This is a genomic window from Paraburkholderia oxyphila NBRC 105797 (assembly GCF_000685075.1).
Taxonomy (GTDB): domain Bacteria; phylum Pseudomonadota; class Gammaproteobacteria; order Burkholderiales; family Burkholderiaceae; genus Paraburkholderia; species Paraburkholderia oxyphila.
In genome coordinates, this window is the sequence record NZ_BAYD01000021.1 from 19,811 (window position 1) to 42,164 (window position 22,354).

At 66.1% G+C, this 22,354-nt stretch carries 19 protein-coding genes and 1 pseudogene; 11 read left to right on the top strand and 9 right to left on the bottom strand.

Features of this window, described 5'->3' with window-relative positions; translation table 11 throughout:
• Window positions 1–65 precede the first annotated feature (65 nt).
• Complete coding sequence (locus BO1_RS15950) at window positions 66–797, bottom strand: DsbC family protein (protein WP_028218398.1); 732 nt, start codon at window positions 795–797, stop codon at window positions 66–68.
• Window positions 798–1,028: 231 nt separating this feature from the next.
• Window positions 1,029–2,201, bottom strand: coding sequence for a UbiH/UbiF family hydroxylase (locus BO1_RS15955; RefSeq protein ID WP_028218399.1), 1,173 nt, complete (start codon window positions 2,199–2,201; stop codon window positions 1,029–1,031).
• A 393-nt stretch (window positions 2,202–2,594) separates the two neighbouring features.
• On the opposite strand from BO1_RS15955, the gene ychF reads away from it, so the two are divergent.
• The 3 genes from ychF to BO1_RS15970 all read left to right on the top strand — a co-directional run bounded on the left by ychF (window position 2,595) and on the right by BO1_RS15970 (window position 6,742).
• Window positions 2,595–3,689, top strand: a complete 1,095-nt coding sequence (ychF, locus tag BO1_RS15960; protein WP_028218400.1) for a redox-regulated ATPase YchF — start codon at window positions 2,595–2,597, stop codon at window positions 3,687–3,689.
• A 40-nt stretch (window positions 3,690–3,729) separates the two neighbouring features.
• Complete coding sequence (gene ettA, locus BO1_RS15965) at window positions 3,730–5,394, top strand: energy-dependent translational throttle protein EttA (protein ID WP_028218401.1); 1,665 nt, start codon at window positions 3,730–3,732, stop codon at window positions 5,392–5,394.
• Window positions 5,395–5,569: 175 nt separating this feature from the next.
• Window positions 5,570–6,742 carry a DUF748 domain-containing protein gene (locus tag BO1_RS15970; RefSeq protein WP_028218402.1) on the top strand — a complete coding sequence of 391 codons (1,173 nt, stop codon included), beginning with the start codon at window positions 5,570–5,572 and terminating at the stop codon, window positions 6,740–6,742.
• A gap of 40 nt (window positions 6,743–6,782) precedes the next feature.
• On the opposite strand, the gene BO1_RS15975 is transcribed toward BO1_RS15970, so the two are convergent.
• The 3 genes from BO1_RS15975 to BO1_RS15985 all read right to left on the bottom strand — a co-directional run bounded on the left by BO1_RS15975 (window position 6,783) and on the right by BO1_RS15985 (window position 9,671).
• Window positions 6,783–7,406, bottom strand: a complete 624-nt coding sequence (locus BO1_RS15975) for an HAD family hydrolase (protein WP_028218403.1) — start codon at window positions 7,404–7,406, stop codon at window positions 6,783–6,785.
• A 117-nt stretch (window positions 7,407–7,523) separates the two neighbouring features.
• Window positions 7,524–9,338 carry an aminopeptidase P family protein gene (locus tag BO1_RS15980; RefSeq protein WP_028218404.1) on the bottom strand — a complete coding sequence of 605 codons (1,815 nt, stop codon included), beginning with the start codon at window positions 9,336–9,338 and terminating at the stop codon, window positions 7,524–7,526.
• 69 nt (window positions 9,339–9,407) lie between these two features.
• Complete coding sequence (locus tag BO1_RS15985; RefSeq protein WP_028218405.1) at window positions 9,408–9,671, bottom strand: hypothetical protein; 264 nt, start codon at window positions 9,669–9,671, stop codon at window positions 9,408–9,410.
• A 195-nt stretch (window positions 9,672–9,866) separates the two neighbouring features.
• Here BO1_RS15985 and BO1_RS51315 point away from each other — a divergent pair, with 195 nt between their 5' ends.
• The 7 genes and pseudogenes from BO1_RS51315 to BO1_RS16020 all read left to right on the top strand — a co-directional run bounded on the left by BO1_RS51315 (window position 9,867) and on the right by BO1_RS16020 (window position 16,304).
• Window positions 9,867–10,613, top strand: a complete 747-nt coding sequence (locus BO1_RS51315; RefSeq protein ID WP_043285052.1) for a response regulator transcription factor — start codon at window positions 9,867–9,869, stop codon at window positions 10,611–10,613.
• 27 nt (window positions 10,614–10,640) lie between these two features.
• Window positions 10,641–11,909: pseudogene (gene hemA, locus BO1_RS51320) on the top strand (glutamyl-tRNA reductase); the annotation flags it as partial.
• Window positions 11,910–12,149: 240 nt separating this feature from the next.
• A complete protein-coding gene (gene prfA / locus BO1_RS16000; RefSeq protein WP_028218406.1) occupies window positions 12,150–13,232 on the top strand; it encodes a peptide chain release factor 1 in 1,083 nt (360 codons plus the stop codon).
• 42 nt (window positions 13,233–13,274) lie between these two features.
• Window positions 13,275–14,123, top strand: coding sequence for a peptide chain release factor N(5)-glutamine methyltransferase (gene prmC / locus BO1_RS16005; RefSeq protein ID WP_028218407.1), 849 nt, complete (start codon window positions 13,275–13,277; stop codon window positions 14,121–14,123).
• A 144-nt stretch (window positions 14,124–14,267) separates the two neighbouring features.
• Entirely contained in the window at window positions 14,268–14,579 is a 312-nt protein-coding gene (gene grxD / locus BO1_RS16010) for a Grx4 family monothiol glutaredoxin (RefSeq protein WP_028218408.1), read from the top strand.
• A gap of 142 nt (window positions 14,580–14,721) precedes the next feature.
• The gene (locus BO1_RS16015) at window positions 14,722–15,345 is read left to right on the top strand and encodes a UbiX family flavin prenyltransferase (protein ID WP_043285054.1); all 624 of its coding nucleotides are present in this window, start codon (window positions 14,722–14,724) and stop codon (window positions 15,343–15,345) included.
• Between the two features lie 164 nt (window positions 15,346–15,509).
• Window positions 15,510–16,304 carry a DODA-type extradiol aromatic ring-opening family dioxygenase gene (locus BO1_RS16020; protein ID WP_028218410.1) on the top strand — a complete coding sequence of 265 codons (795 nt, stop codon included), beginning with the start codon at window positions 15,510–15,512 and terminating at the stop codon, window positions 16,302–16,304.
• Between the two features lie 108 nt (window positions 16,305–16,412).
• On the opposite strand, the gene BO1_RS16025 is transcribed toward BO1_RS16020, so the two are convergent.
• The gene (locus tag BO1_RS16025) at window positions 16,413–18,008 is read right to left on the bottom strand and encodes an APC family permease (RefSeq protein WP_028218411.1); all 1,596 of its coding nucleotides are present in this window, start codon (window positions 18,006–18,008) and stop codon (window positions 16,413–16,415) included.
• A 431-nt stretch (window positions 18,009–18,439) separates the two neighbouring features.
• On the opposite strand from BO1_RS16025, the gene BO1_RS16030 reads away from it, so the two are divergent.
• Window positions 18,440–18,643: a cold-shock protein gene (locus BO1_RS16030; RefSeq protein WP_027797379.1), complete on the top strand. Its 204-nt coding sequence runs from the start codon at window positions 18,440–18,442 to the stop codon at window positions 18,641–18,643.
• A 141-nt stretch (window positions 18,644–18,784) separates the two neighbouring features.
• On the opposite strand, the gene BO1_RS16035 is transcribed toward BO1_RS16030, so the two are convergent.
• From BO1_RS16035 to BO1_RS16045, 3 genes are all read right to left on the bottom strand, one after another.
• Window positions 18,785–20,047 (bottom strand): Hsp70 family protein, encoded by a 1,263-nt coding sequence (locus tag BO1_RS16035; protein ID WP_028218412.1) that lies wholly within the window; start codon window positions 20,045–20,047, stop codon window positions 18,785–18,787.
• Window positions 20,048–20,283: 236 nt separating this feature from the next.
• Window positions 20,284–20,886: a nitroreductase family protein gene (locus BO1_RS16040; RefSeq protein ID WP_028218413.1), complete on the bottom strand. Its 603-nt coding sequence runs from the start codon at window positions 20,884–20,886 to the stop codon at window positions 20,284–20,286.
• A 178-nt stretch (window positions 20,887–21,064) separates the two neighbouring features.
• Window positions 21,065–22,348: an MFS transporter gene (locus tag BO1_RS16045; protein ID WP_028218414.1), complete on the bottom strand. Its 1,284-nt coding sequence runs from the start codon at window positions 22,346–22,348 to the stop codon at window positions 21,065–21,067.
• Window positions 22,349–22,354 lie beyond the last annotated feature (6 nt).

Here is a 22,354-nt window from a genome sequence, read left to right on the forward strand (position 1 = left end):
TCGGAATAATCGGTGGACAAAAAAGGCACCGGCCGCAAAAGCGGCCGGCAGGTTCGGTCGGGGCTTCAGCGCGCGGCGCTCAAGGCGCTTTCGAGCCGGTCGGCGCTAACCGCGCCCGGCAGCCGCGTCCCGTCCGCCAGGATCACGGTGGGCGTGCCGGTCACGTTCATCCTCGCGCCGAGCTTCAGATTGCTGTCGATCGCGGCGGTGTTGCAGTTGCCCGAGGCGGTGGGCGCTTTACGGTCGACCATCCACGATTCCCACGCCTTCGCGCGGTCGGTCGAGCACCAGATCGACTTCGCCTTCACCGTGGAGTCGTTGGACAGCACGGGGTACAGGAAGGTGTAGACCGTCACGTTGTCGATGGACTTGAGCGTGCTTTCGAGCTGATGGCAGTACGGGCAGTTCGGATCGGAGAACACGGCCATCTGGCGTTTGCCGTTGCCCTTCACGACCTTCACCGCGTTCTCGAGCGGCAGCTTCGAGAAGTCGACCTTGTTGAGCTCGGCGAGGCGCGCTTCGGTCAGGTTACGGTGCGCCTTGGTATCGACGAGGTCGCCCGTGAGCACGTAATCGCCGTTGGCATCGCTGTAGATGATCTGCGTGCCGAGGTTCACCTCATAGAGGCCGGCCACGGGCGCCTTCGTGATGCTCTTGATGTCGCCGCCGTCCACCCCGAGGCGCGACTGCAGTGCGGCCTTGATCTTGTCGGTGGTCTGGTCGGCCTGCGCCGAGCAGCCGAGCACCGAGGCGAGCGCCGCGAGAACGATCGCGGCAATGCGAATACGCTTTTGCATGTGATGCTTCCTGAATCTGGGACGCCTGGCGCAAACCGCGCACATTGCGTTCCGGGTGAAATTCGGGCATGGCCAGATATACGCCCATTCTAAGCTGCCCTGAACTGGAGCAACCGAAATACCCGCTGTGACCGGCGCAGTTGATGGCGCAACGGGTGGAGTTCGACGGGGTGGTGCCGAGAGGGCCAGCGCCGAGACGGCGAGCTCGCCGCTGCGCCGCGGCTTCGTTGCTCAGCCGAGCGCCGAAGCCACCAGCCAGCGCTTGACGAGTGGCTGCGCCCCGACGAACGCCATGCCCGTGTTGCGCAGCACGCGCGCGAGCGTGCCCGGCACCGAGAAAAGCCGCTGCAAACCGTCGGTGGCAATGACGAGCTTCTGGATGTCTTCGCGGCGGCCGCGCTCATAGCGGCGTAGCAACACCGTATCGCCGAGGTCACGAAATGCTTCCTTCTGCGTGATGACGTCGACGAGCGCGGCCACGTCGCGCAGCCCCAGGTTCACGCCCTGCCCCGCGAGCGGGTGAATCAGGTGCGCGGCGTCGCCGACCAGCGCGACACGGGGCGCGATCAGGCGGTCGACGGTCTGCAAGGCCAGCGGGAAACCGCGCGCGGGCGTGACGCACTCGAGCGCGCCGTGCAGCTTCTGCGTCACGCGCTCGACTTCGGCCGCGAGCTGCTGCGGATCGAGCTTGAGCAGTTCATCGGCGTGCTCCGTCTGCGCCGACCAGACCAGCGAGACGTGCTGGTCCGGCAGCGGCAGCAGCGCAACGATCTCGCCGTCGCGGAACCATTGATACGCACATTCGCCGTGCGGCCGTTCGGCGCGGAAGTTGGCGACCACGCCGGTCTGCCGGTAGTCGCGCCGCTCGACCTTCGAGCCGATCTGCGCGCGCACCCACGAATGCGCGCCGTCGGCGCCCACGGCCAGATCGGCCTCGATCGTGCGGCCGTTCGCGAGACCGATCACGGCGGCGTCGGGCTTCACGTCGAGCGTCTGCGCACGCGCGTCGATCCACGTGAGATTGGGCTGGAAATGCAGCGCGGCATCGAGCGCGCGCTCCACCAGCGACGACTCGGCAATCCAGGCGAGCTGCGCCACCGAAGCCTGATACGCGGAAAAGTGCAGCTCCGCGGCGGCGTCGCCGAACACGCGCATGTCGTAGACGGGCGTGAGGCGCGCGGCGTCCACGGCCTGCCAGACCCGCAGCCGCTCGAACAGCGCGTGCGAGCTGCGCGAGAACGCATAGACGCGCGCATCGAAAACGGCGCCGGCGGGCAGCGGCGCGCACGGCTGCGCGAGCAGCGCCACGCGCAGGCCGCCCTGAGTCAGCGCGAGCGCCGCCGCCTTGCCGACGAGCCCGCCGCCGATCACGGCAACGTCAAAGGTCTGGTTGGTTGAAGTCATCCGCGCATTATAGCTGCGGGGGGTAGTCTGACAGGGCCGGATGGGCGGCCCGCCAAGTGGTCAGTTGCGGTGGGGCAAGAGCGCGGTGAGGTGTCGCAGGTCTCATGCTGTGCAGCCCGGGGAGACCCCGGTTTCCCCTTCCCACGCGTCGCAGCCGGCGAGGACCGGCTGCGTCCTTGAAGTCGCCCCGCCCCACGGCGATCAACGCCGCCGAACGGGTTACAATTGCCACTTTTCGAGCACAAAATCCGTACGAATTCGTGGGCCTCGTGGCCGCATGCGTACGTTTTGTCTCGTCCCCGAATTCCCCTTGCGGCTGTCGCGTTCCGGTCATCGCCGGACTGCAAACGACACGACGACCAGCCGTAACCAACTGATTCAAAAAGGTTTTCCATGAGCCTCAAATGCGGCATCGTCGGCTTGCCCAATGTCGGGAAGTCCACCCTGTTCAACGCGCTGACCAAGGCCGGCATCGCGGCTGAAAACTACCCGTTCTGCACGATCGAGCCCAATGTCGGCGTGGTCGAAGTGCCGGATCCGCGCCTGAAGGCGCTCGCCGAGATCGTCAAGCCCGAGCGCGTCGTGCCGGCCGTGGTCGAGTTCGTCGATATCGCGGGTCTCGTCGCCGGCGCGAGCAAGGGCGAAGGGCTCGGCAACCAGTTCCTCGCGAACATTCGCGAAACCGACGCCATCACGCACGTCGTGCGCTGCTTCGAGGACGAAAACGTCATCCACGTCGCAGGCAAGGTCGATCCGCTCGCCGACATCGAAGTCATCAACACCGAACTCGCGCTGGCCGACCTCGGCACCGTCGAGAAGGCGCTCACGCGCTACTCGAAGGCCGCCAAGTCGGGCAACGACAAGGAAGCGGCGAAGCTCGTGGCCGTGCTCGAGAAGGTGCGCGCGCAGCTCGACCAGGCCAAGCCCGTTCGCGCGCTCGACCTGAACGAGGACGAACAGGCGCTCCTCAAGCCGTTCTGCCTGATCACCGCGAAGAAGACCATGTACGTCGCGAACGTGAAGGACGACGGCTTCGAGAACAACCCCTACCTGGACACCGTGCGCAAGCACGCCGAAGCCGAAGGCTCGCCGGTGGTGGCCGTATGCGCGGCGATCGAAGCCGAAATCGCCGACCTCGACGACGAAGACAAGATCGCGTTCCTCGCCGACATGGGCATGGACGAGCCGGGCCTCGACCGCGTGATCCGCGCGGGCTTCAAGCTGCTCGGCCTGCAAACGTACTTCACGGCGGGCGTGAAGGAAGTGCGCGCGTGGACGATCCATGTGGGCGACACGGCACCGCAGGCAGCGGGCGTGATCCACACCGACTTCGAACGCGGCTTCATCCGTGCGCAGACCATCGCCTTTAACGACTATGTCCAGTTCAAGGGCGAAACCGGCGCGAAAGAAGCCGGCAAGATGCGCGCCGAAGGCAAGGAATACGTCGTGCACGATGGCGACGTGATGAACTTCCTGTTCAACGTTTAAGCGCGACGCCCTTTTTCCTCCCGTTTCCAAAGACACTCTCATGGCCCAATACGTCTTCACCATGAACCGGGTCGGCAAGATCGTGCCGCCCAAGCGCCAGATCCTGAAAGACATCTCGCTGTCGTTCTTCCCGGGCGCGAAAATCGGCCTGCTCGGCCTGAACGGCTCGGGCAAGTCCACGCTCATCAAGATCATGGCCGGCGTCGACAAGGACATCGAAGGCGAAGCCACGCCGATGCCGAACCTGAACATCGGCTATCTGCCGCAAGAGCCGCAGCTCGACCCCGAAAAGACCGTGCGTGAAGCGGTCGAAGAGGGTCTGGGCGACGTGTTCAACGCGCAGAAGAAGCTCGACGAGATCTACGCCGCTTATGCCGAGCCGGACGCCGACTTCGACGCCCTCGCCGCCGAGCAGGCGAAGTACGAAGCGATCCTCGCGACCACCGATGGCAGCGCGGAACAGCAGATCGAAATCGCCGCCGACGCGCTGCGTCTGCCGGCATGGGACGCCAAGATCGGCAATCTTTCGGGCGGTGAAAAGCGCCGCGTCGCGCTGTGCAAGCTGCTGCTCGAAAAGCCCGACATGCTGCTGCTCGACGAGCCGACCAACCACCTCGACGCCGAATCGGTCGAGTGGCTCGAGCAGTTCCTCACGCGCTTCCCGGGCACCGTGGTCGCCGTGACCCACGACCGCTACTTCCTCGACAACGCCGCCGAGTGGATTCTCGAACTCGACCGCGGTCACGGCATTCCCTGGAAGGGCAACTACTCGAGCTGGCTCGACCAGAAGGAAGAGCGCCTGAAGCAGGAAGAAGCGACGGAATCGGCGCGCCAGAAGGCGATCAAGAAGGAACTGGAGTGGGTGCGCCAGAACCCGAAGGGCCGTCAGGCGAAGTCGAAGGCGCGTATCGCGCGCTTCGAGGAACTGTCGAGCTCGGATTACCAGAAGCGCAACGAAACGCAGGAAATCTTCATTCCGGCGGGCGAGCGTCTGGGCAACGAAGTCATCGAGTTCAAGAACGTCAGCAAGTCTTACGGCGACCGTCTGCTGATCGACGACCTCAGCTTCAAGATTCCGGCGGGCGCGATCGTCGGCATCATCGGCCCGAACGGCGCGGGTAAGTCGACGCTGTTCCGCATGCTCACGGGCAAGGAGCAGCCGGATTCGGGCGAGATCGTGCAAGGCCCGACGGTCAAGCTTGCATATGTGGACCAGAGCCGCGACGCGCTGGCCGCCAACAAGACCGTCTTCGAGGAAATCTCGGGCGGCGCCGACGTGCTCACGGTGGGCAAGTACGAAACGCCGTCGCGCGCGTATATCGGCCGCTTCAACTTCAAGGGCGGCGATCAGCAGAAGATCGTCGGCAACCTCTCGGGCGGTGAACGCGGCCGTCTGCATCTGGCCAAGACGCTGATCTCGGGCGGCAACGTCCTGCTGCTCGACGAGCCGTCGAACGACCTCGACGTCGAAACGCTGCGCGCGCTCGAAGACGCCCTGCTCGAATTCGCGGGCTCGGTGATGGTGATCTCGCACGATCGCTGGTTCCTCGACCGGATCGCTACGCACATCCTCGCGTTCGAAGGCGACTCGCAGGTCACGTTCTTCGACGGCAACTATCAGGAATACGAGGCCGACAAGATCAAGCGCCTCGGCGAGGAAGCGGCGCGTCCGAAGCGCCTGCGCTACAAGCCGATCAGCCGGTAATCGACGCGCCGGTGCATCCGGCGATCGAATCTGGCGAAGGTAAAGAACGGCGGCCCACGGGCCGCCGTTCTGCTTTGCGGCACGCGCGGCATGGCGGTTGCTCGAAGGCGTCTGCGGGTGTCCTGCGTGAGTCCTGCATTATCCCTTTCGTCCCCACCACCGCGAGGAAATCCCCATGGCGATGCTGCCCCGTAAAAGGACCTGGTTCTTCGCGGCGATCGCCGTCGTGCTACTCGCGCTGCTCGCGGCACTCGGCGCGCTCTATGCGCTGCAACGCGAGGCGAAATCCTACGTCGAGCGCGCGCTCGCACCCGTGGGCACGGCGGCGCACATCGAGGTGGCCTTCGACCTCAGCTCCATCGAGCTGACCGATGTGCGACTGAAGCCGCCGCCCAACTGGCCCACCGCCGACACGCTCCACGCCGCGCGCATCACGATCGCGCCCGATCTGCGCGCGCTGCTTGCGCATCGCGTGCACATCCGCGATGTGACCGTGCACGATTTCACGATGACGATCGTGCGCCGCGCGAACGGGTCCATCGCGCTGCTGCCGAATCTGCGCGCGGCCATGGCGCAAAGCGCCGCGCCCGTGTCCGGCACGAGCGGCGCAGCGGGCGAGAACATGCTGCCGCGCGAAAAGATCATCGACCACATCGGCTTCGAAAACGGCGTGTTCGAGTTCTACGACCGCTCAATCAGCACGCCACCGTGGCACGTGACGGTGAATCGCGCACAAGGCAGCGTCGACCACGTGCACCTGCCCGCGCTCGCGGAAGCCACGAACGTCTCGGTCACGGGCAGCGTCGTCGGTCCCGCGCACACGGGCCGCGTCAGCTTCGAGGGCTGGGTGCAGATCGCGAGCAAGGACTCGCAGACGCATACGACGCTGCGCGGCGTCGATATCCGGACGATCGATCCGTATCTGCTGAAGAAGGCCGGCGCGCAGGCCGACGTGACGAGCGGCACGCTCGACCTCGATCTGAGCGCGACCGTGAAGGACTATCGCCTGCACGCCCCGGGCGCCGTCACGCTGCACAACCTGCAGCTCACGGAGAGCGCCAACCCCGTCGACACCTTCCTGTCGATTCCGACACGCGCCGCCGTGGCCGCGCTCAAGACGCACAAGGGCGACATCACGCTGCATTTCGTCCTCGATGGGAATTTGCACGACCCGAAGTTCAAGCTCAACGAAAGCCTGATGACGGAGCTGCGCGCAGGCTTTGCGCAGGCGCTGGGTGTGAGCGCGGAAGGCGTTGCGAAAGGCGCCGGGCAGACCGCGAAGGGGATCGCCGACGCTTTGCGCAACCTGCTGGGGCAGCCGGCCGCGCCGGCGCCCGCATCGAAATAGGTCACTCGCCGGCCGCTCGCGCAGGCGCGCAGACGCGCCCTCAGACCGGCAAGCCGAGCTCGCGCAGCTTCGCGTCGGTGCTTGCGTTGCTCGTGTGATGCACGCCGTGCCAGCCGAGCGCCGTGGCGGCCTGGGCGTTGCGCGCGCTGTCGTCGATGAAGACGAGCTCGCCGGGCGTCACGCCCGGCAATTGCGCCTCGATGCGGCGGAACATTTCATGGAAGATCGCCGGATCGGGCTTCACGAGCTTCACGCGCCCCGAGACAACGACGTCGCGGCAGCGCCTCAGAATGCCGAAGCGCTCCCACGCCCACGGAAACGTCTCCGCCGACCAGTTCGTGAGACCGAAGATCGGCACGTTGGCGGCCTCCAGACGCTCGAAAGTCGCCACGCCGCCTTCGAGCAGCCCGCCGATCATCTCGTGCCAGCGCTCATAGAACGCGCGAATGCGCCCCTCGTGCTCGGGGTACCGGGCGACCAGCTCTTCGGTGCCCACGGCGATCGGCTCGCCGCCGTCCTGACGGACCACCCAGTCCATCGCACAGACATGGGTGAGAAACCAGCGGCGTTCGTGATCGTCGGGAATCAGCTTGCGATAGAGATACTCGGGGCTCCAGTCCACCAGCACCCCGCCGAAGTCGAACACCACCGCCTTGATCGCCATGCCTTTGCGCTCCGCTTTATGTTCCGCTCCAGGTTCCGCTTTGCACACCGCTTGATTGCACCAGCTTGATTGCACCAGCTTGATTGCACCCGTTCTGGCCCGGGTGCGTGCGTCGCATCAGATCGGCTGCGTGCGCTTTTCGAGCCACGCCAGCGCGTCGCCCGAGACATGCGGCGCGATGCGCACGCGCACCGTCTGGTGATACGCGTTGAGCCACTCGCGTTCGTCTTCGCGCAGGAGCGCCAGATCGATACAGCGCGTGTCGATCGGGCACAGCGTGAGCGTCTCGAAGTTCAGGAAGTCGCCAAATTCCGTGGTTTCGGCGCTCTGGTTCAACACGAGGTTCTCGATGCGCACGCCCCACTTGCCCGGCCGATAAATGCCCGGCTCCACCGAAGTGATCATGCCCTCTTCCATCGCGGTCCACGGTTCCGCCGGCGCGTAGTGCGAAATGACCTGCGGGCCTTCGTGCACGTTCAGGAAATAACCCACGCCGTGCCCCGTGCCATGGCCGTAGTCGGCGCCTGCTTCCCAGATCGGCGCGCGCGCGATCGCGTCGAGCATCGGTGAGCGGATGCCGCGCGGAAACTGCGCACGCGAGAGCGCCATCATGCCCTTGAGCACGAGCGTGAAGTCGCGCTTTTGCTCGGCGCTCGGCGTGCCCACGGGCACCACGCGCGTGATGTCGGTCGTGCCGTCCAGGTACTGGCCGCCCGAGTCGATCAGCAGCAGGCCGTTGCCTTCGATCACGCTGTGCGATTCGGGCGTGGCGTGGTAATGCGGCATCGCGCCGTTGGCGTTGAAGCCCGCGATCGTGCCGAACGAGAGCGAGACGAAGCCCGGGCGGCGCTGGCGCGCAGCCGTGAGCTTTTCGTCGATGGTGAGCTCGGTGATGGTCTCGCGGCCCAGCGCCGCCTCGAACCACGCGAAGAATTCGGCGAGCGCCGCGCCGTCCTGCTCCATGGTCGCGCGCACGTGCTCCGCTTCCGCGGCCGTCTTGCGCGACTTGAAGAACGTGCTCGGATTGACGGCCTCCACGAGCTTCACCGCCGCGGACACCGCCCGCAGCAGCCCGAACGTCACGCGGCGCGGATCGACGAGCAAGGACTCGCCCGCGGGCAGCGCCGCCAGCGCATCCGCGGCCTGCGCGTAAGGCGCGACGCGCACGTTGTCGCGCGCGAGCGATTGCTCGAGGTCCGACGGCACCTTGCCGTCGGCGACGAAGAGCGTGGCCTGATCCGGCCCGATCAGCGCGTGCGCGACGAACACCGGGTTGTAGTTCACGTCGGCGCCGCGCAGGTTGAAGAGCCACGCGAGGTCGTCGAGCGTCGAAATGAAGTGCCAGTGCGCGCCCTTCTCCTGCATCGCGCCGCGCACCTGAGCAAGCTTGCCGGTGCGCCGCGCGTCCGCGTGCGGCGCGACGTGCTCGTAGACCGGCGCGAGCGGCAGCGCGGGGCGGCCGCTCCAGACGGCGTCGAGCAGGTCGAGATCGGTGCGCAGCTTCACGCCGCGCGCGTCGAGCGCCTCGGCCAGCGCGCGCGCCGACGCCACGCCAAGCACCGCGCCGTCCACCGCGACCGTGCCGGCCGCCGGCACGTTGCGCGCGAGCCAGTCGATATGCGGCGCGCTCTGCTGGCCGCCCATCATCTTCATGAGCTCGATGCCGGTGCCGGCGAGCTGCCGCTCGGCCTGCACCCAATAGCGGCTGTCCACCCACACGCCCGCGAAGTCTTTCGTCACGACGAGCGTGCCCACCGAGCCCGTGAAGCCCGAGAGCCATTCGCGCCCCTGCCAGCGGCCCGGCAGGTACTCGGAGAGATGGGGATCGGCGGACGGCACCAGCGTGGCGTCGATGCCCGCGCTCGTCATCGCGGCGCGCAGCGCGGCAATGCGTTCGGGGATCGTGGACGTTTCGGGAAGTCGGGCGTTCATGTTTTCACCTGCGAGAGTAAGAGGCGCGCCTCGTGGGAGCGCTCCATTGCGAGAACGGTTGGTTATTCGTTAGCGACGCGCGCGCAGCGCGACCGACACAGCGACAAAGACAAAGGCGAGCGCCGTGCAAACGGGCCATTCGAGCAGTTCGCCATCGTAGAAGAGACCGGTGGCGCGGCCCGCGGCCTTCGCGAGCGCGGCGCCGGCCAGCGCGGCCGCGACGGCGAACGCGAGCGACCTGCCTGCGGGACCGGAGGCTCGGCGCAGGGGATGGAAGAACCATCCCGCGCAGCCAATCGCGAGCCCGAGCACAACGATGCCAGACCAGCCCATCAGCGCTCAGTCCTAAGGATTTTCGGAAGAGTCCGATAGGACTGTGGCAGTGCGGCGGATAGCATTCTTTAGTCTCATTTACAACAGTATTTTTACTGGAAAACGGTCGGCTCGACGCTTCACGCGTAGCGGTTGAGTGTAGGGGGCGGGATGGCGCAAGGCAAGCGCACCCGGCCTCAACGGCTGGACACTCTTATGCGAATCGCACTTGTCGAACCAGACACGCGCCAAGCCGAAATGATCGAGCGTCTGCTCATTTCAGGCGGCCATGCGTGCCGGCATTTCCACCAGGGGGCCCCGCTCGTCGAAGCGCTCGAAGACGACGCCTTCGACCTGTTGATGGCCGCCTCATGGTGCGGCGACCTCGGCGGCGACGAACTCATCCCCCGTGCGCGCCGCCTGCTGCCAGGCCTGCCCGCCATCGTGCTGATGGCTTCGCCGCACGAAAGCGAGATCGTCGCGAGCCTGCAAGCCGGCGCCGATGACTGCATCGCCAAGCCCGTGCGCGGCCCCGAAATGCTCGCGCGCATCGACGCCCTGCTGCGCCGCGCCGGCGTGCGCCGTCCGCGCAACCGCGCGCGCCACGGCTTCGGCGATTATCTGTTCGATTCGGCGCGCTATGCGGTGTCGTTCAGGGGCCAGACCGCCACGCTCACGCCGAAGGAATTCCGCTTCGCGCTGCTACTGTTCACCAACGCATCGCGCCCCGTTTCCCGGGCGCGCATTCTCGAAACCGTCTGGAACCTGAACCGTGACGTTCGGTCGCGCACGCTCGACACACACGCCTCGCGCCTGCGCAGCAAGTTGCAGCTCGGGCCCGAGCACGGCTGGCGTCTGACAACGCTGTATGGTTACGGCTACCAGCTGGAGAGGTTACCTATAACAAACGAGGAGGGGGCTGACACTGCCGACGCGAATGTCAGAAGCGCGGAAAAGTTATAATATCCGCCTAAATCATCGCCCCACGGTATGCAGCTTCTAACGATCGGAATCAATCACCACACCGCGCCCGTCGCCTTGCGCGAACGCGTGGCGTTTCCGCTCGAACAGATCAAGCCTGCTCTCGCGCTGTTCAAGGACGCGTGGTCCGGCGGGCGGCGCAGCCTGAACGCCCCCGAAGCCGCCATCCTCTCCACCTGCAACCGCACCGAGCTCTATTGCGCGACCGACGCGCAAAGCTCGCGCGATTCCGCGGTGGAATGGCTCTCGCACTACCACGGCATCCGCACCGAGGAACTCGCGCCCCACGTCTACACGCTGCCGCAGTCCGAGGCCGTGCGCCATGCGTTTCGCGTGGCATCGGGGCTCGACTCGATGGTGCTCGGCGAAACGCAGATCGTCGGCCAGATGAAGACGGCGGTGCGCACGGCAACCGAGGCCGGTGCGCTCGGCACCTATTTGAACCAGCTGTTCCAGCGCACTTTCGCGGTAGCAAAGGAAGTGCGCAGCACCACCGAGATCGGCGCGCAGTCGGTTTCCATGGCCGCAGCCGCCGTGCGCCTCGCGCAGCGCATCTTCGACAAGATCGCCAATCAGCGCGTGCTGTTCATCGGCGCTGGCGAGATGATCGAGCTGTGCGCCGCGCACTTCGCGGCGCAGCAACCGCGCGAGCTCGTGGTCGCGAACCGCACCGCCGAGCGCGGTAAATACGTTGCCGAACGCTTTGGCGGCCATGCCATTCCGCTCGCCGATCTGCCCACGCGCATGCACGAGTTCGACATCATCGTGTCGTGCACGGCGTCCACGCTGCCGATCATCGGTCTGGGCGCCGTCGAGCGCGCGGTGAAGGCGCGCCGTCACCGTCCGATCTTCATGGTCGACCTCGCGGTGCCGCGTGACATCGAACCCGAAGTCGGCCAGCTCGAGGACGTGTTCCTCTACACCGTCGACGACCTCGGCACGATCGTGCGCGAAGGCAACGCCTCGCGCCAGGCCGCCGTGGCGCAGGCGGAGACCATCATCGAAACGCGCGTGGCGAACTTCATGCAGTGGCTCGACTCGCGCAGCATCGTGCCGGTCATCCGCCACATGCATACTCAGGCCGACGCCCTGCGCCGCGCCGAGCTCGAGCGCGCGCGCAAGTTGCTCGCGCGCGGCGACGACCCCGCGGCGGTGCTCGAAGCGCTGTCGCAGTCGCTCACCAACAAGCTGATTCACGGCCCGACGCACGCGCTCAACACGTCGAGCGGCGAGAGCCGCGATTCGCTCATCGAGTTGATGAGCGGCTTCTATCGCCATGGCCAGCCCGCCAGGGGCGGCGATGCGGCATCCAACGCATCGTCCGAAGCCGCTGAATCAAACGATTCGAACGACCTGAACGCGCCGGACGCCTCCGCAGGCTCCTCCGACCGTTACCGTTAGCGGCTCTCGCCGCCAGCGCCAGCCGCGCCACAAGCGCGGCATGCATCCGCAAGACAGGGTTCCCAGCCCGCCGCCCCTTTCCCGCAGTCCTTTCCGGAGCCCGCTCCGCACCGCCCGATGAAAACGAGCATGCAATCGAAGCTCGACCAGCTGACTACCCGCCTGGCCGAGCTGAACGACCTGTTGAGCCGTCCCGACGTGACGTCCAACCGCGACCAGTATCGCAAGCTCACGCGCGAGCATGCGGAATTGGGGCCGGTGGTCGAGCATTACGCGCAGTGGCGCGGTGCGCTCTCCGACGAAGCCGCAGCCAAAGAGCTGCTCGCCGATGCGTCGATGCGCGACTTCGCCGAAGAAGAGGTGAAGGCGGCGCGCGAGCGCATGGCGCGGCTGCAGCACGAGTTGCAGATGATGCTGCTGCCCAGGGACCCCAACGACGAGCGCAACGTGTTCCTCGAAATCCGCGCGGGCACGGGCGGCGACGAGTCGGCGCTGTTCGCGGGCGACTTGCTGCGCATGTACCTGCGTTATGCGGAGCGCAACCGCTGGCAGATCGAGATGATGTCGGCGAGCGAGTCGGATCTGGGCGGCTACAAGGAAGTAATCGTGCGCATCGCGGGCGAGGCGGCCTATTCGAAGCTCAAGTTCGAATCGGGCGGCCATCGCGTGCAGCGCGTGCCGGCCACCGAAACGCAGGGCCGCATTCATACCTCGGCGTGCACGGTGGCGGTGATGCCCGAAGCCGACGAGATCGGCGAAGTCGAGATCAATCCCGCCGACCTGCGCATCGACACGTTTCGCGCCTCGGGCGCGGGCGGCCAGCACATCAACAAGACCGACTCGGCCGTGCGCGTGACGCACCTGCCGACCGGCATCGTGGTCGAGTGCCAGGACGACCGCTCGCAGCACAAGAACAAGGACCGCGCGCTCAAGGTGCTCGCCGCCCGCATCAAGGACAAGCAGTACCAGGAGCAGCACGCGAAGGAAGCGGCCACGCGCAAGAGCCTCGTGGGCTCGGGCGACCGCTCGGAGCGCATCCGCACCTACAACTTCCCGCAAGGGCGCCTCACCGATCACCGCATCAACCTGACGCTCTATCGCCTCGAAGCGATCATGGACGGCGATCTCGACGAGCTGATCGGCGCGCTGGTGTCCGAGCATCAGGCCGAGCAGCTGGCCTCGCTCGGCGACGCCGATTGAGCGCGCTTTGAGCACGGCCCGCACCGCCGCCACCGTCCCATCGTGAGCACGACCGCCATCACCGCCGATTTCCTGCTGCGCGCCTCGCCGCTGCCCGCGCTCGAGACGCGCATCCTGCTCATGCACGTGCTGGGCTGGCGCCGCACCGAGCTGATCACGCGCGGCGAACGCCCACTCGAAGCCGCGCAGATCGATGCGTATCGCGCGCTCGAAGCGCGCCGCGCGCAGGGCGAGCCCATCGCGCAGCTCGTGGGCTCGCGCGAGTTCTACGGGCTCGACTTCGACGTCACGCCCGACGTGCTGATTCCGCGCCCGGAAACCGAGCTCCTCGTCGAAACCGCTCTGGCAGCCATGGAAGGCCGCGCGCAGCCGCGCGTGCTCGACCTGGGCACGGGCAGCGGCGCCATCGCCGTGGCCATCGCCTCGGCGCGGCCCGATGCGCGCGTGTGGGCCGTCGACCGGTCGCAGGCCGCGCTCGACGTGGCCGCGCGCAACGCCGCGAGGCTGCTCGATGCGCGTCGCCCCGGCGGCGCGCTCACCTTCGTGGCCGCCAGCTGGTACGACGCGCTCGATCCCGCGTTGTGCTTCGATGTCATCGTGAGCAATCCGCCCTATATCGCGAGCGGCGACCCGCATCTCGCACAGGGCGACCTGCGCTTCGAGCCGCGCGGCGCCCTTACCGACGAAGCCGACGGCCTCACGGCCCTGCGTGCGATCGTCGCCGGCGCTCCGGCGCGCCTCGTGCCGGGCGGCGTGCTCTGGATGGAGCACGGCTACGATCAGGCTGCGGCCGTGCGCGCGCTGCTCGAAGCGCAAGGTTTCGCCGAAGTGGGCTCCAAAGAGGATCTGGCCGGCATCGAGCGCATCAGCGGCGCACGCCAGGCGGGCTAGCCGCGAGCGGCCCCGGCGCGCACGCCGGCAAGAAGTAGCGAAGCGGCCGCGCCGCCAGGGTGCGGCCGGCCCGCGCAGGCGAAATCCGCTATCATTTCACTCTGCATTCATCGTTTTCAGCATCTATCAATCCCAAGGTCAGACATGGACACCCAACAGCGCATCAAGCAAATCGTCGACGAAAATGCCGTCGTCCTCTTCATGAAGGGCAACGCGCAGTTTCCGATGTGCGGTTTCTCCGGCCGCGCGGTGCAAATCCTGAAAGCCTGCGGCGTCGAAGAATTCAAGACCGTCAACGTGCTCGAAGACGACGCGGTCCGCCAGGGCATCAAGGAATTCTCGAACTGGCCGACCATTCCGCAGCTCTACGTGAAGGGCGAATTCATCGGCGGCTCGGACATCATGATGGAGATGTACCAGAACGGCGAACTGCAGCAACTGTTCGCCGCGGCGTAAAGCCATTCGAAGCGAAGCGGCGTGGCCCATGCCCGCCGCTTTCGTTTGCGCCCTGCTTCGCCTCGTTCATTCAGCGCGTTTTCGAGTCGCTTCCGCGCCGAAGACACGCCATCTTTCGCGATCTTCTCGCGCCTTGCCCCTCGTGAACGCCACGCCCTTTGCCCCGCCCTCCCATCCGCAGACGGCTCCGCGCCGGCTGATCATCGCGATCACGGGCGCCACGGGTGCAATCTACGGCGTGCGCATTCTCGACACGCTACGGCGCCTTGGCGGCGTGGAAACCCATCTGCTGATCTCGTCGGCTGGCTGGCTCAACATCCAGCACGAGCTCCAGCTCACGAAAGACGACCTTCACGCGCGCGCCGACGTCGTCCATTCGGTGCGCGATGTGGGTGCCACGATTGCCTCGGGTTCGTTCGCGACCGACGGCATGATCGTCGCGCCCTGCTCGATGAAGACGCTCGCGAGCATCGCGCACGGCCTCTCCGACAACCTGATCGCCCGCGCCGCCGACGTCACGCTCAAGGAGCGCCGCCGCCTCGTGCTGCTTGTGCGCGAGACGCCGCTCAATCTTGCGCATCTGCGCAACATGACCGCCGTGACCGAGATGGGCGGCGTGATCTTTCCGCCGCTGCCGGCGTTCTACAACCAGCCCGCCAGCATCGACGAGATGGTCGATCACACGGTCGCGCGCGTGCTCGATCTGTTCGCGCTCGGCCCGGCGCTCTCCCCCGCGTGGCCCGGCCTGCGCGGCGCCGCGGACTGACTTTCGCGCGACGCATTAACAGCGCCGCAATCGCATGCCGATTATCAACATCGGCGACACAATCAATTCCCTGATGCCCCGTTTAATTCACGCGGGTAGAGTCTTATATTGATCGCAACACGAAACTTCCCGGCTGCCTGACGCAGCCCAAGCCGCCCACGATCATGACCACCCGTACGCCCACCCTGTTTCTCTCGCACGGCGCGCCCACGCTGCCGATCGACCCGTCGCTGCCGTCGGGCGGCTTTACGACGCTCGCGCAGCATCTGCCGCGTCCGAAGTCCGTGCTGATGCTCTCGGCGCACTGGAACACGCTCAAGCCCACCGTGAGCACGGCGGTGCAGCCCGAGACCATCCACGACTTCTACGGCTTCCCGCGCGCGCTCTACGAGATTCAGTACCCCTCGCCCGGCGCGCCCGAGACCGCGCAGCGCGCGGCGGCGCTGCTGCGCGCGCAAGGCGTCCCGGTCGACGAAGAGGCGCACGGCCTCGACCACGGCGCCTGGGTGCCGATGCTGCTGATGTTCCCGGACGCCGATGTGCCCGTCACGCAGCTCTCGATCCAGCCGCGCGCCGACGCCGCCCACCACTTCGCAATCGGCCGCGCGCTGCGCGAGTTGCGCGATGAAGGCGTGATGGTGATCGGTTCGGGCCAGATCACCCATAACCTGCGCGCCGCGGACTTCTCGGCGCGGCCGGAAGACGCCGATCCGCGCGTGGCCGAATTCACCGACTGGTTCGAAGCGCGCCTCGCCGCCCGCGACATCGACGCGCTGCTCGATTACCGCCGCCAGGCGCCGCACGCGGTGCTCATGCATCCCACCGACGAGCATCTGCTGCCGGTCTTCGCCGCGCTCGGCGCCGCCGACGACGACTACACGCTTGGCGTCCAGTCGCTCGGCACCTACCAGCGCGCGCTGGCGATGACGAACTACGTGTTCGGCTCGGCGGTCCAGTAACGCGCCGACGCACCATGCAACAAGGCCCGCCTGGATCGCTTCAGGCGGGCCTTGTGTTTTGTGGCAGGCCCGCATCAGCGGGCCGCTCAACCGGACAGGGTGCGCTGCTTAGTGCGCGCCGATGCCTTCGAGCACTTCGTCGTGCTCGTCACGCTCTTTCAGATACGGCGTGCGATAGCCCGAGTTCACGCCCCAGTAGTAGAAGCCGAGCGAGAAGATCGCGACCACCAGCATGTCCCAGCCGTACGGAATGAGGTCGTGACCGCCGAACTGCTTGCTGCCGATCAGCGAGAGGAGCGCCATCACCGGCAGGTAGGCGCACAGCCACCAGGCCGCCTTCAGGTCCTGGCCCCAGCCGGCCCAGCCTTCCTTGCCCTGGAAGTAGAAGTACACCGGCAGCGCGACGATCATCAGCAGAATGATTTCGCCGGTCAGCGGCCACTTCGCCCAGTACAGGATCATCGACGCGCACACGAACGCGAACGGCGCGATCACGTTCATGAACGGCACGGTGAGCGGGCGCTCGAGCTCCGTCGCGGCGCGCTTGAGCGCCATCAGGGCGATCGGGCCGGTGAGGTACGAGATCACGGTTGCCACCGAGATCACGGCCGCGAGCGAGCTCCAGCCGCGAAAGAAGAACATGAAGATGAACGAGACGAGCAGGTTGAACCACATCGCCTGACGCGGCACGCCGTAGAACGGGTGCACGTTGCCGAACATCTTCGGCATCGTGTTGTTGCGCTCCATCGCGTAGATCATGCGCGAGGTCGTGGCCATGTAGGTCGTGCCGGTGCCGCTCGGGCTCACGAATGCGTCCACGTAGAGCAGGATCGCCAGCCAGTTCAGGTTCAGCGCGATCGCGAGCTCGGCGAACGGCGACTTGAAGTTGAACGTGTTCCAGCCTTTCATGACGTCCGACGGGCTGACCGCGCCGATATAGGCGATTTGCAGCAGCACGTAGATCACGAGCGCGCAGAGGATCGAGCCGATCACCGCGAACGGCACGCTCTTCGACGGATTACGCGCTTCGCCTGCGAGGTTGATCGGGCTCTGGAAGCCGTTGAACGCGAACACGATGCCGCTGGTGGCCACGGCCGTGAAGACCGCCGACCAGCCATACGGCGCGAAGTCGGTCGACTGGCCGAAGTTCTCGTGATGGAAACCCGTCGCCATCAGGCCCGCGATCGTGAGACCGGGGATGATGAACTTGAAGATCGTGATGGCGCTGTTGGCACGCGCGAAGAGCTTCACACCCCAATAGTTGAGCATGAAGTAGATGATCACGAGCAGCGCCGAGAGAAATAGCCCTGAATGTGTCAGTGATCCGTCGACGAACAGCGCGTGCGCCCAGGGATAGGGCCAGGTGCTCATGTACTGGATCGAGGCCTCGGCTTCGATCGGAATCACCGAAACGATGGCGATCCAGTTCGCCCAGGCGCTGATGAAGCCTACGAGCGCGCCGTGCGAGTAGCGGGCATAACGGACCATGCCGCCCGATTCGGGGAACATCGCGCCGAGTTCGGCGTAAGTGAGCGCAATCGCGAGAATGACCACGGCGCCGATGATCCATGCGCAGATGGCGGCGGGACCGGCGATCTTGGCAGCCTTCCACGCGCCGAACAGCCAGCCCGAACCGATGATCGACCCGAGGCCGGTAAACATCAGCGCGAACGGGCCGATGTTCCGTTGAATAGAACTTTTCACGTCTTCTCCTGTTTCAAGAGCAGTTCGACTCCGCTTGCCCCGTCTGTTGTGCGGGCGGGGTTCCCACGGCGGTCGCACCTGCGCGCGGTCAGATTGCGCCCGAAGGCGCAACTCGTGCGCGGCGCGTAGTTTAACGGTTGCACCATCAAAAGGCGTCAAAAATCTACTGGCACTACAAAAAAAACAGCCCCTTAGCAAGCTTTGTAAGACATTGTTTCGACCCCGGTGTAAAAAAATATGGAGATTCCCTGGGTGCTAGTTGACCTTCCTGCCAATAAGCCGTATAAAGTCCGAGCAGGATTTCAAGCGGCGAGTGTGAATAGGTCTTTCGTAGTTCGCCCATCAACGGTACTCCGGCTGGTCCCATCCCCCTTCCTTGATTTTCATGCACCTCTTTGGCTTCGGCCTTCATTCATTTTTAGGAAAGTAATATGGAAACCGGTACCGTCAAGTGGTTCAATGACGCTAAGGGCTTTGGCTTTATCACCCCGGACGGCGGTGGCGAAGATCTGTTCGCGCACTTCTCGGAAATCAAGGTTGACGGCTTCAAGACGCTGCAAGAGAACCAAAAGGTTCAATTCGAAGTCCGCACGGGCCCGAAGGGCAAGCAAGCCGCAAACATCAAGCCGGTCTAAGTACCCGCTCTGATCGTCGGCTCTGACCGTCGGGGCACCAACCTCTGGTCCTGACTGGCAAGCTTACCGAAAAACCCCACGCTTCTTCTCGAAGGTGGGGTTTTTTATCGCCTGGTGGTTTTGCTGAGAGACTTCGGGGGCTCAGCCGAACAAACGCTGAGCGTGAATGCCCAGCCCTGTCGCCACGCTGGCGAGGCGATCGCCGAACACGGGCTGCGCCTGCGGGAAGGCCTCGGCGAGCGCCTGAGTCAGGAACAGCAGGCCCGTCGAGCCGCCCGTGAAGTAGAGCGCGTTCACCGCGCCCGGCGCCACGCCGGCCGCCTGGACGGTGTCGCGCGCGGCCTGCACGATGCGGCGCGTTTCCTCGCGGCCGGCATCGATCAACTGCGCGTCGTCGAACGCGAGGCGCAGGTCGGCTTCCACCTGCTCCAGATCGATCATCGTCTCCCCGCCCGCCGACACGCCAATCTTCGCTTCCTCCGCATGCGCGGCCAGCGCGTGCCCCAGGCGCCACTCGACCACGCGCATCAGGCGGTCGTGGTACGCGGTGTCGCAATACAGGTGGCGCATGAGCTTGAGCTCGGCCGCCCGCTTTGGGGTATAGACCGTGTTGATGAGGTGCCACGTCGCGAGATCGAAATAGACGCGGTTCGGCACCTCGCGCCCCTCCGGATCGAGCGACTGGTAGCCGAGCTCGCGCAGGATCGTTGCCAGCTCCACGCGGCGGTCGAAATCCGTGCCTGCCACGTGCACGCCATGGTGGGCGAGCACGTCGTCCTTGCGCTCGAGACGCGTCATGCGCTGCGGCCCGACGCGCACGAGAGAGAAGTCCGAGGTACCGCCGCCAATGTCGGCCACGAGCACGAGGCCCTCGTCGGTCAGGCGCGACTCGTAGTCGAACGCCGCCGCAATCGGCTCGTACTGGAACTCGATCTCCTTGAAACCCACGGAACGCGCAGCCGCTTCGAGCTGATCCTGCGCGAGCTGGTCGGCGCGCGGATCTTCGTCGACGAAGAACACCGGGCGGCCCAGCACCGCTCGTGAGATCGACGCTCCCGAGCAGCGCTCGGCGCTGCGCTTCAGGTGATCCAGAAAGATCGCGATGATTTCCGTGTAGCGGATCGCGCTGCCATCGCCGAGATCCGTCGTGCTCTCCGCGAGCGGCGAGCCGAGGATGCTTTTCATCGAGCGCATCAGGCGCCCATCGAAGCCATCAATATAGGAGGCGAGCGCCGCGCGGCCGAATTCGCGGGTGTGCTCGTCGGTATTGAAGAACACCGAGGTGGGCAGCGTGGTGTGCGTGCCTTCCACGGGCGCGAGGCGCATGGCCTCGCCCGGTGCGACGCCTGGAAGCGCCACGGCCGAATTGGAAGTACCGAAGTCGATCGCGCAAAACGGGGTCATGGCAATGACGCGCAGCGGACGCGCGCAAGGAGGAAGGCTGGGAGGACCGGCTTTGTATCATGAAAGCGCGGCGCGGGGCAACCGATGGGCGGTGATGCGTCCCCGCAAGGAAAAAACGCGCGGCTCGTGCCGCGCGTTTTTTCTTCTGCTGCGTTGCTGCTGCGGCGCCTGCTGCTGTCTTTATTGTCGAGTTTGCGTCCGCCTTTGCTTCATCAATCAGCAGCGAACCGCTAGCCTCAGCCCTTGAACGGCTGCTTCCACGCGTTCGCGTAAGCGATCTCGCCTACCGCCGAGCGCGTGCGCTCCGCCTTCTCGCGCTCGCGCAGCACGGGATCGAGCTTATCGGCGTCGCCGTAATGGCCGATCGAGATGAACGCGAGCGGCTCCACATCGTTCGGCAGCGCGAATTCCTTGCGGAACGCGTTCACGTCGAAACCGCTCATCTGGTGCGCGGCCAGTCCCAGCGCGTGGGCCTGCAGCACCAGCGACATGGCCGCCGCGCCGGCGTCGTACTGCGCCGTGCGGTTCACTTCCCCCTTCGCGTTGAGCGTCTGCGCCGTCACCGCGATCAGGATCGGGGCGGGCGCATTCCATTGCTGGTTGAACGGCACGAGCGTCGAGAAGGCACGCTTGAACGCGACTTCATCGGCCGTGCGGTCGAATACGATGAAACGCCACGGCTGCAGGTTGTAGCCCGACGGCGCCCAGCGCGCGGCCTCGATCACGGCGTGCAGCGCCTCGCGCGAGACGGGCTCGCTCGAGTAGGCGCGCGGGCTCCAGCGGCCAGCAATCAGTTCGTGGATGGGCACGGCTGTCGGTGCGGGTTTGTGCTTCGTCATGCCTTGTCTGTCCTGGAAGGTTGCGGGCGCTCGCCCGGGGCCAACAGCATACCTGTGCCGAGTGAAACGCGCTTGAGCGTCTAAAGTGCCGCATCGACTTCGGCGTTTTGGCGTACCGGGCTGCGGCGCGGCGCCCGAGGGTACCGATCGCGCCTGCGCCTGGCGCCTTCGCCCCGCTTCAGGCCGTCTGCACGCCAACAGCCCGCGGCCCGCGATTGATGCGCAGCACGAGGAACGAGGCGATCAGACAAAGACCGCCCGAGATCATCGAAGCCACCGTGTACGTGCCGAGGCTCGAGCGCAGCAGCCCCGCGCCGAACGCCGCGAACGCCGCGCCGAGCTGGTGGCCCGCAACCACCCAGCCGAAGATGATCGGCGCCCGTTCCTTGCCGTAGACGTCGGTGGCAAGGCGCACGGTCGGCGGCACGGTCGCGATCCAGTCGAGCCCGTAGAACACGGCGAAGATCGGCAGTCCAAAGAAGTCGATCCCGAACGCGTGCGGCAGATAGATGAGCGACAGGCCGCGCAGCCCGTAGTACCAGAACAGCAGCACGCGGGCGTTGAAGCGGTCGGAGAGCCAGCCCGAGAGCGTCGTGCCGAAAAGGTCGAAGATGCCCATCGTCGCGAGCAGCGAAGCGCCCTGCACCTCCGTCATGCCATAGTCGCCGCACATGGCGATCAGGTGCGTGCCGACATAGCCGTTCGTGCTCGCGCCGCAGATGAAAAAGCTGAAGAACAGCAGCCAGAAGTCGCGCGTGCGGCTGGCCGACGTGAGCGCGCCGAACGCGAGCTTGATGGGGTTTTGCTGCGGCGCCGGCGGCGCGATGGGCGCGTCATGCGGCTCGCCGTACGGGCGCAGCTGCATGCTGGCCGGCCGCTCCGGCAACAGGAACGCCACGAGCGGCAGCACGACGGCGGCCGCCACCGCGACCACCAGCACCACCGACTGCCAGCCGTGCTTCTCGGCGATCGCGGCGAGGAACGGCAGGAACACGAGCTGCCCCGTGGCCGAGCTCGCCGTGAGAATGCCCAGCGCGAGACCGCGATGCGTGGTGAACCAGCGCGTGACGACGGTCGCCGAAAGCGAGAGCGCCGCGACACCCGTCGCGCCGCCCACCATCACGCCCCAGATCAGGATCATCTGCCACGGATGCGTCATCAGCGCGGACAGCGCCACGCCCGCCGCCATCGTTGCGAGCGCCGCGAGCAGCGTGGGCCGGACGCCGAAGCGCTGCATCGCGGCCGCCGCGAATGGCCCCATGAGCCCGTACAGCGCGATGTTCACCGAAATCGCCAGCGAGATCGTCGCGCGGCTCCAGCCGAATTGATGCTCGAGCGGCACCATCATCACGCTCGGCGTCGCACGCGTGCCGGCAGCCGCCAGCAGCACGAGGAACACCACCGCCACGACGAGCCATCCGTAATGAAAACGCCCGCCGACCATTCTCGCTGCCCAGTTCATCCGTGC